Annotated in this window: 7 protein-coding genes and 2 tRNA genes; 3 read left to right on the top strand and 6 right to left on the bottom strand. The window is 37.1% G+C overall.

Features of this window, described 5'->3' with window-relative positions:
* The first annotated feature begins 50 nt into the window (after positions 1–50).
* Positions 51–863, top strand: a complete 813-nt coding sequence (locus I6F53_RS16185) for a hypothetical protein (protein ID WP_197240291.1) — start codon at positions 51–53, stop codon at positions 861–863.
* Positions 864–1,039: 176 nt separating this feature from the next.
* Positions 1,040–2,302 carry a DUF2130 domain-containing protein gene (locus tag I6F53_RS16180; RefSeq protein WP_197240289.1) on the top strand — a complete coding sequence of 421 codons (1,263 nt, stop codon included), beginning with the start codon at positions 1,040–1,042 and terminating at the stop codon, positions 2,300–2,302.
* Positions 2,303–2,960: 658 nt separating this feature from the next.
* On the opposite strand, the gene I6F53_RS16175 is transcribed toward I6F53_RS16180, so the two are convergent.
* From I6F53_RS16175 to I6F53_RS16160, 4 genes are all read right to left on the bottom strand, one after another.
* A tRNA-Val gene (locus I6F53_RS16175) sits at positions 2,961–3,037 on the bottom strand.
* A gap of 122 nt (positions 3,038–3,159) precedes the next feature.
* Positions 3,160–3,236, bottom strand: a tRNA-Val gene (locus tag I6F53_RS16170).
* A 113-nt stretch (positions 3,237–3,349) separates the two neighbouring features.
* Entirely contained in the window at positions 3,350–4,414 is a 1,065-nt protein-coding gene (locus tag I6F53_RS16165; RefSeq protein WP_165739266.1) for a DUF3080 family protein, read from the bottom strand.
* A complete protein-coding gene (locus I6F53_RS16160) occupies positions 4,377–5,747 on the bottom strand; it encodes an MATE family efflux transporter (RefSeq protein ID WP_165739268.1) in 1,371 nt (456 codons plus the stop codon). Before I6F53_RS16160 ends, I6F53_RS16165 begins: the two co-directional genes overlap by 38 nt.
* Before the next feature lie 128 nt (positions 5,748–5,875).
* Here I6F53_RS16160 and I6F53_RS16155 point away from each other — a divergent pair, with 128 nt between their 5' ends.
* Entirely contained in the window at positions 5,876–6,502 is a 627-nt protein-coding gene (locus I6F53_RS16155; protein ID WP_165727831.1) for a riboflavin synthase subunit alpha, read from the top strand.
* 1 nt (position 6,503) lies between these two features.
* Here the strand turns inward: I6F53_RS16155 and I6F53_RS16150 are convergent, their stop codons facing one another.
* Positions 6,504–6,707, bottom strand: coding sequence for a CPXCG motif-containing cysteine-rich protein (locus I6F53_RS16150; protein ID WP_165727832.1), 204 nt, complete (start codon positions 6,705–6,707; stop codon positions 6,504–6,506).
* Between the two features lie 103 nt (positions 6,708–6,810).
* Entirely contained in the window at positions 6,811–7,683 is an 873-nt protein-coding gene (locus I6F53_RS16145; RefSeq protein WP_165727833.1) for a fructosamine kinase family protein, read from the bottom strand.
* Positions 7,684–7,699: the final 16 nt, after the last annotated feature.

Raw genomic sequence — 7,699 nt, 5'->3', positions numbered from 1 at the left:
TCGCTTTAGCATTCACTATGATGTGGCTACCAATGTGGGCTGATTAATATATGTACTACAAAGATCAACAGCCCCTAGTTAAAGAACTAGGTATAGAAGAACTTATCGGTCAGCTAATTGCTAAGTTTGAAGACCAGCAGGACAAAATTGATCGATTAGAAGATGAACTAGCTGATGCGGTTTCGGAGAGTGATTTTTTTAAAAGGTTAGACCTTACTTCGATTGTTAGTAATGATAAAAAATTTATAGAAATAGACATTACAGAGGAGTTTATTGAACTTAATTTTACTTTTGTTAGACCTTACACTAGGGCAGTTAAAGTTAGACAGCAAAATGCTAAGCATGAATTAGTATTAGAGCTAAATTCAGGTGTTGAGTTAACACAAGAAATAAAGATTCAAGCAATGTTTAAGCGACCTTTTCAAAGCGAAGTGAAAATGTCGGCTTATGTTTACCAACATTTACTCTGTCTCCGTGATGTATTTTTTAGCTTAGTTAAAAATCATCAGCATGCACTTGAACCACATAATAAGTTAGCACCAGACTTTATAGATGCAGTGTTAAATAACGATATAGTTATTGAAGGCAGGCACACATTTGAACTATGTAGGTATTTAGGTGTGCTATTTGAGGTGGATTCTAGTGAGTTTCTTAGTTGTGTAAACGAAGTGAATAAAAGCCAATATATTCAGGTTGTAGTTGATAATAAGATTGAAGTAAATTTAATTGATTTTAGAAATTCACTCTCAATTTATAGTGCAGATATCGGTCCTGGGGTAATTGGCGAGTTAAGTGTGTTTAATATGGCTCTTTATCAAGCTGTTCAAACTTTAAGCAGGACACAAATTTACGAAAGGACATAACGAATAAATAAACTTATATCTATAGCTCATTTAATGGTAATTATATTTACATAAAAGTAATTTAATTACCATTCTACAAAGTGATTATATATTTAAATCTTTATTAAACAATTAGTTATGTTTTGGCATCAACCTTGTAATAGTAGCTATGTGTTTAACTATTACAAGGCTCAGCCATGACTTCTAAAATTATCCTTAATGCAAACGATTCAATAACCTGTCCTCATTGTGATACTGATTTTGATGTAAAAGATGCGATAGCTAAGCATTTAATTGAGCAACATGAAAACGAGTATGAGCAACTACTTAGCCAGCAATTAACTTCCCTTAAAGCCCAAGCCACAAAAGAGGCTGAAAAATCAGCATCAAAGGTGTTTGAGCAAAAATTAGCACAATTAAATGAACAGTTAGAAGATAGTAAGCAAAGTGCAGAAATACTAAATGCTAAGATTGAATCTGAAAAAGCAAAAGTAGAGCAGCGCGTGAGAGAGGCTGTCAGTTTAGAAAAACAAAGCCTAGAAGAGTCAATTAAAGCTAAAGATGAGCAACTGGATCAATTTAGAAATGAAGAACTTAAACTCAGAAAGGCCAAAACAGAGCTTGAAGATAAACAAAAAAACTTTGAGCTTGAATTAGCACGTAAAATTGAAGAGCAAAAGCAGTTACTTCGTGATGATGCTGCAAATGAGTTCAAATTGATAGAAGCGGAGTACCGTAAAAAAATTGATGATGCTTCCAAAGCTAATAACGACCTTAAGCGCAAGCTAGAGCAAGGGTCACAACAGTTACAAGGTGAAGTTTTAGAGCTTGAGCTAGAGACTACATTGGCTCAGTTATACCCAGTAGATTTTATTGAACCTGTAAAAAAAGGAGCTAAAGGCGCAGATGTTATACAAACGGTTTGCATGCGCTCGGGTACTGTATGCGGAAAAATAGTTTGGGAAACAAAGCGAGCTGAACATTGGTCAAACGCTTGGGTTAGCAAACTTAAAACAGATGTACAAAATGCTGCTGGTGATATTGGAGTGCTAGTAACAACCGTATTTCCTGCAAATACAAATGAACCTATGTTAATGGTTGATGGAGTTTGGTTAGTTAAACCTGCTTTAGCAAAAGGGCTTAGTGAGGCGCTTAGAATAGTGCTGCTAGAGTCACAGCGCCAAAAAACGGTGAGTTCGGGCAAAAGTGAACAAGTAGAAGCCATATATGATTATATTTGCAGCACGCAATTTGTTCATCGTTTAAAAGCGGTTGTAGATCATCAAGAACAAATGAAAATCGAACTTGATAAAGAAAGAAACGCAATGCAAAGGATCTGGAAAAAGCGTGAAGGGCAAATTACAGGTATTACATCGCAAATGATGTCGATTTGTGGTGAGCTGCAGGGCCTCTCGCATGGCGGAATGCCAATGTTGGATGAAATAGCTGCTCTAGAGTAATAAACAAAAACCAGTTAAGAGCATGTTTTGCTCTTAACTGGTCTCTAAAATAAGTGATCTATCTGGTAATCCCCCCGAAAAATAATAGAAGCCAAACGTAGAATTTTCTCTTATTGTAAACACAGGAGAAAATTATAAAAAAAGCACATTTTACAGACAGTCAGATCCTCGCTATTCAACTGCTGACCGGTTACGTAATGTTCATTCATACCGTGACTACAAGCGAAGTGTAGCCTAGGGTAGTTGTATATCTGTGCCTTGTGTGGGCACCGGTGTCGGAACAAGGCACAGAAGCAGTTTATGGAATAGGGGTCATAGAATATTTCATGAAATGACACGGAAAATATTAGGGTTGTGGTCACCTGACTTGAAATTTTTGGTTTGGAATTTGTGATTTGATGTTTGTGAATTTGCAAGGATAGGGGTCTAACTTTGAGAAAGATTAAAGAGCTAAAAAAGTGGTTTGGGCGCTTGGGCACAAGTTTGGGCACAAATCGATAAAAACTGGAATTTTTAGAATGATCTTTTGAGGCTTGGCTCTCGTTATTTTAAAATTTTTAATACAAAATAATAAAAAACTAAGAATTTAATTTTTAGTTGAAAAATTAAACGAGTAGATTGAATAGGATTTTTAACTGTTTGAAATATAGAGTTTAATTGGTACGACCGAGTGGATTCGAACCACCGACCTCTACCATGTCAAGGTAGCGCTCTAACCAGCTGAGCTACGGTCGTACAATTTTTTTAGGACTCTTAAATGTTGGTACGACTGAGTGGATTCGAACTACTGACCCTTGGACCGGGTGATCAAGAGTAGGTAGTGCTTTTTCCTTCAGTGATACTTTCTACTTAAATGTTGGTACGACTGAGTGGATTCGAACCACCGACCCCTACCATGTCAAGGTAGTGCTCTAACCAACTGAGCTACAGTCGTATTACTTTATTTAAGTAGGTGTTAATTGCTTAACAACGGCGGCTAATATATAGCGTGGCGGTTGGTGAATCAAGCAAGTTTGTTGTTTTTAAGTTTATTTGCCGTTTTTTTATTCATATTGGGCTTATTTCACACGTTTTATAAAAACCTTGCCACCAAATTACATGATTTTTAGCAGAGCTTTTTAGTAAGTTCAGTAAGTTACTTGTCGAGCCCGTTTTTACTAAGTTATTAATTTGAGGACTTGAGATACTTTCGTTAAACCAAAGCTCGTTATAAAGCGGTTGTAGTACTTCTAAATAACCAGTTAACTGCGCTTGATAGGGCTGAATTTCTTTTAGGTAAAATTTTTGAAACACGTTACTTATTATTTTTGCGTTTTTATTATTTTTATCCTGAGGGCACAGCGTATTAAAGTTTAATGTTTTTACAAACTGCGTGGCGTTGTTATTTAACACTACCTGCTTGCGGACCGATTGAATGAGTGCTTGGTTAAATTGAAATTTATTAAGCTGTTCGAGTGCACTAAAAACAGAATCGCTATTAATTTTACTAAATTGTTTAGCGTTAATTTGCTGCTTAATAAGTACAAGTTGTTTGAGCGCCTGCAAGGTATCACTAAAGCCTGCGGGTTCGCTACTTAGCTCGTTTGATGTTAATAGCCATGTTTTATTAAGCTCTGGCTCTTTAAATAACATGGCGTTAAAAAAGTGCATTAAGTGTGCTTCTTTGTAGTTTTTGGCAGCGAGTATTTTTGTGTAACTAGGGCTATTTTTATCAAGTGTATTTAAGCAAACCTGCGCACTTTTAATAAAGTTTATTTGATACTTTAATTGCCCCGCAGCACTGGCTGTTTTTCCTAATTGGTTATTATGCTCACTTATAAGCACGTTAAGCTTACATTGGCTAATACCTGCAAGCTCAACAATGCTCAGTGTTAAGTCACTTTGTGCTATTGGGGTAGGCCGCAGTAAGAGGAGTTGCTTGAGTGACACAGGCTTTGTTGTATTTACATTAACGGTGCTACTTAAGCGCTCAACATAAGTTGCGTTTACACTACTGGGTGCTTTACTACAGCCGGTAAGTGCAAAAACGAACATTACCAGCAAAGCAGCTGGTAATGTTTTAAGGCTGAGTTTATTAGTTTTGATTAAGTGTATCAATTTTAAGAAATTCATATTTTAGACGTTTTTTTACCGTTAGCATTAATAAAATAGCAGCGACACTAAGACCTACTATTATCCCAGTCCAGAAGCCGTGTGGCCCCATGGCTGGCACAATTATGTCTGTTCTTGCCAATACGTAACCTAAACAAAAGCCGATTAACCAATACGATATAAACGTGATATACGATATAGGCGTGGTGTATTTTAACCCTCGAAGTATGCCATTTGCTGCAACTTGTAGTGCATCCGGTAACTGATAAATACACGCTAAAATCATAATTGATGAAGCCAATGCCATTACGGCAGGGCTGTCGGTATAAAGCTGGCTAATTAAATCACGGCCGAGGAATGTTATGAGTGCTAAAAATAATGCAATAGCAATTGCTAAAATATAGCTAGTAGATACCGCAACTTTAAGTTCGGTCATTTTATTTTGGCCAAATAAATTGCCTATACGAATACTTATAGCGATAGATAAGCTCAGCGGCATCATAAATAACAAAGTAGTAACGCTTGCTGCTATTTGATGACCAGAGACTGCAACTGCACCTAAGTGCGCTATAAACAGAGGTATACATGCAAATAAAGTAACTTCAAAAAAAGTGGCTAGTGAGATTGGTATCCCTAATTTTGTAATTATACCAATAGTGGTTAGGTTAGGTTTTTTAAATGATGAAAGCAGGCCTTTGGCATCTACCTTTTTACTTGTGTGGCAATAGGTAACTTGCGCTATTGCCATAACGGTTAAAACAATGGCTGTTGCTATACCACACCCTGCGCCGCCATAAGCGGGTAAGCCAAATAAGCCATTTATAAAAATATAATTTACCGGAATATTTACGGCTAAACCCAGCAGGCTTATATAAAACGCGGGCTTGGTCATACCCATGCCTTCGGTAACGTTTCTGTATACCGTAAAAGTTAAAAAACCAAAAATGCCCCATTTAACAAAGTGAATGTAATCATACGCAAGATTTGCAATCGCTGGGCTGGTGTCTAGTTTAAAAATAATGGTGTCGGCTAAATAGGTAATAGAAAAGCCTACGCAGCATAAAATAGCCGTTAAATAGAGAGCTTGTTGAAAATAATGACTAATACCTTTGCGATCATCGCCACCTGAAAACTGCGCAATAATACCAGTAAGCGCTAATAAAATACCTTGAAGGCCAAGTAAAAGAGGATTCCATATCCCCGTAGCAATAGAAAGTGCAGCTAAATCAGTAGGGCTGACTTGTCCGGCCATGATGGTGTCGACGACCGACATTAAAATAAGAGTTACTTGCGCTAAAAAAACAGGTAAAGCGAGGGAAAGTAAACGCTTGGCTTCCCAATTACAAAAGGTCATAAAAACAGCTAGTTGATAAAATAGGGCGTAATTGTAATCTATTGGGGTTTAAATAAAAATCACAGGAGTGAATGATTTTATGAGTTGATACGTTAAACTAGCACTTTGTAATAATTTAAAGTGATTTTATGTTTACAGGAATAGTGCAAACGCAAGCAACGGTAGTCTCTAAGACTCAAACAGACGGTGTTTTACGCTTAGTTGTATCGGTAAGCGATGAGTACGTTAAGCATTTAGATTTAGGCGCAAGTATTGCTATTAATGGCTGTTGTTTAACCGTTGTGCAAGTTGAGCTAAGTAATCACGATGTGGTGGCGCAAGTGCATTTTGATGTGATTGACGAAACCCTAAAGTTAACTAATTTAGGCCTACTTGAGCTAGGCAGTTTAGTTAATTATGAGCGCTCTGTTACGTTTGGTACTGAGTTGGGTGGGCATATAGTGTCTGGGCATATTCATTGTACGTCACAAATTTCTCAAATAGTGAAGCTTGAGAATAACTGCAAAATACAACTCAGTTTGCCAAAAGAGTGGCAAAAGTATGTGCTATATAAAGGCTTTGTTGCGGTAAATGGCGCAAGCTTAACCGTAGGCGAAGTTGACGAACAAGGCTTTTGGTTACATCTAATTCCAGAAACGCTCGCCATTACAAACATTGATGCAGCGCAAGTGGGTGACAAGTTTAATATTGAAGTTGATCAGCAAACTTACACTATTGTAAATACGGTAGAAAACTACTTACGCCATCAGGCTTAAGTTAAAATATTTGTTCGTCGTCACTGTCTACGTGTAGCTCTAATTTATTGTTAGCATGATCTATATGCATATTTAAATGAATTGGGTTACAACAGGCAGTGCATTCCTCAACGTAGTCTTGATCGCCCATGCTTGCGTCTAAGTCTAAATGTATGTGGTGGCCGCAGTGTGGGCACGTTATTCGTTGTGATAAAAAATCTTTCATAATCACTCCAGTTATAAATAATTAAGTTAGATTTAACTTAATCGCTTACAGATGAACGCCTACTTACTCATTAAATATAGTGCTGAAATGCAGCTTATGACACTTATTTTATACCTTCAAATACCAGCTTTTCTATATGTTGTTTAGCTTCAGTAAGATAGTGACCGGCAAAGATGTTAGCGTGATTTAAAATAGGGTATAGCTGGTATATTAACTTACGTTTTTCGTAATTTTGAGAAAGCGGGTAGTGCGCGTTATAGGCGCTATAAAAGTCTTTTGGCAGTGGCGCAAATAGTTCGCTCATTGCAATATCAACTTCCCGATCACCATAATAACAAGCCGGGTTAAATACCGTTGGCTCTGCTTTTAAAAAGCCCATATTTCCTCGCCAAAAATCGCCATGTAATAATGAAGGTTCTACTTGGTGACTATGCAGCTGTTCTTTAACGGCATTAATTAAGCGCTCGGGTTCAATAAAGTTAATGCCTTTTTCAGCGAGTAACTGTAATTGCCACCCTATACGCTCTTCGGCGTAAAATACATCCCATTTTTTATGCCAGCGATTAGGTTGTATGGTAGTGGCTATATAGTTGTCTACATCAAAACCAAACATGGCTTGGTCGTGTTTTTGATGCATTTTAGCGAGGCTGCTTCCCATAGTTGCCCACGTGTTGTGGGGTTGTTTATCTAAAACAAGCCACTGTAAAACAATAAACGAAAACTCTATATTTGCACCGGTTGTAATACATTCAGGGACTTTAAAATTACTATTTTGCGCTAAAAGCTTTAAGCCAATAAATTCACTTTCTAAACGCTCGAGTTCGCTTTTTAATGCTATTTTAACGAAGAAGTTATGCGTACCATTGGTAATATGAAATAGTTTGTCGGTATTTGTACTTTGTAATTGGCGTTTATAGGTGTGTTTAAAGTCAAAACTAATGGCTTGGCTGATGTGCTCATTTACTGTTTTCCACATAACAATTGCTCGCCTT

It is taken from the genome of Pseudoalteromonas sp. SWN29 (genome assembly GCF_015864465.1).
Lineage (GTDB): Bacteria > Pseudomonadota > Gammaproteobacteria > Enterobacterales > Alteromonadaceae > Pseudoalteromonas.
This window is presented reverse-complemented; position numbering and strand designations above follow the sequence as displayed.

Bases quoted from the DNA above. Each gene is read 5' to 3' on its own strand.
- I6F53_RS16185 (WP_197240291.1), top strand. From the start codon at position 51: ATGTACTACAAAGATCAACAGCCCCTAGTTAAAGAACTAGGTATAGAA.
- I6F53_RS16180 (WP_197240289.1), top strand. From the start codon at position 1,040: ATGACTTCTAAAATTATCCTTAATGCAAACGATTCAATAACCTGTCCT.
- I6F53_RS16165 (WP_165739266.1), bottom strand. From the start codon at position 4,414: ATGAATTTCTTAAAATTGATACACTTAATCAAAACTAATAAACTCAGC.
- I6F53_RS16160 (WP_165739268.1), bottom strand. From the start codon at position 5,747: ATGACCTTTTGTAATTGGGAAGCCAAGCGTTTACTTTCCCTCGCTTTA.
- I6F53_RS16155 (WP_165727831.1), top strand. From the start codon at position 5,876: ATGTTTACAGGAATAGTGCAAACGCAAGCAACGGTAGTCTCTAAGACT.
- I6F53_RS16150 (WP_165727832.1), bottom strand. From the start codon at position 6,707: ATGAAAGATTTTTTATCACAACGAATAACGTGCCCACACTGCGGCCAC.
- I6F53_RS16145 (WP_165727833.1), bottom strand. From the start codon at position 7,683: ATGTGGAAAACAGTAAATGAGCACATCAGCCAAGCCATTAGTTTTGAC.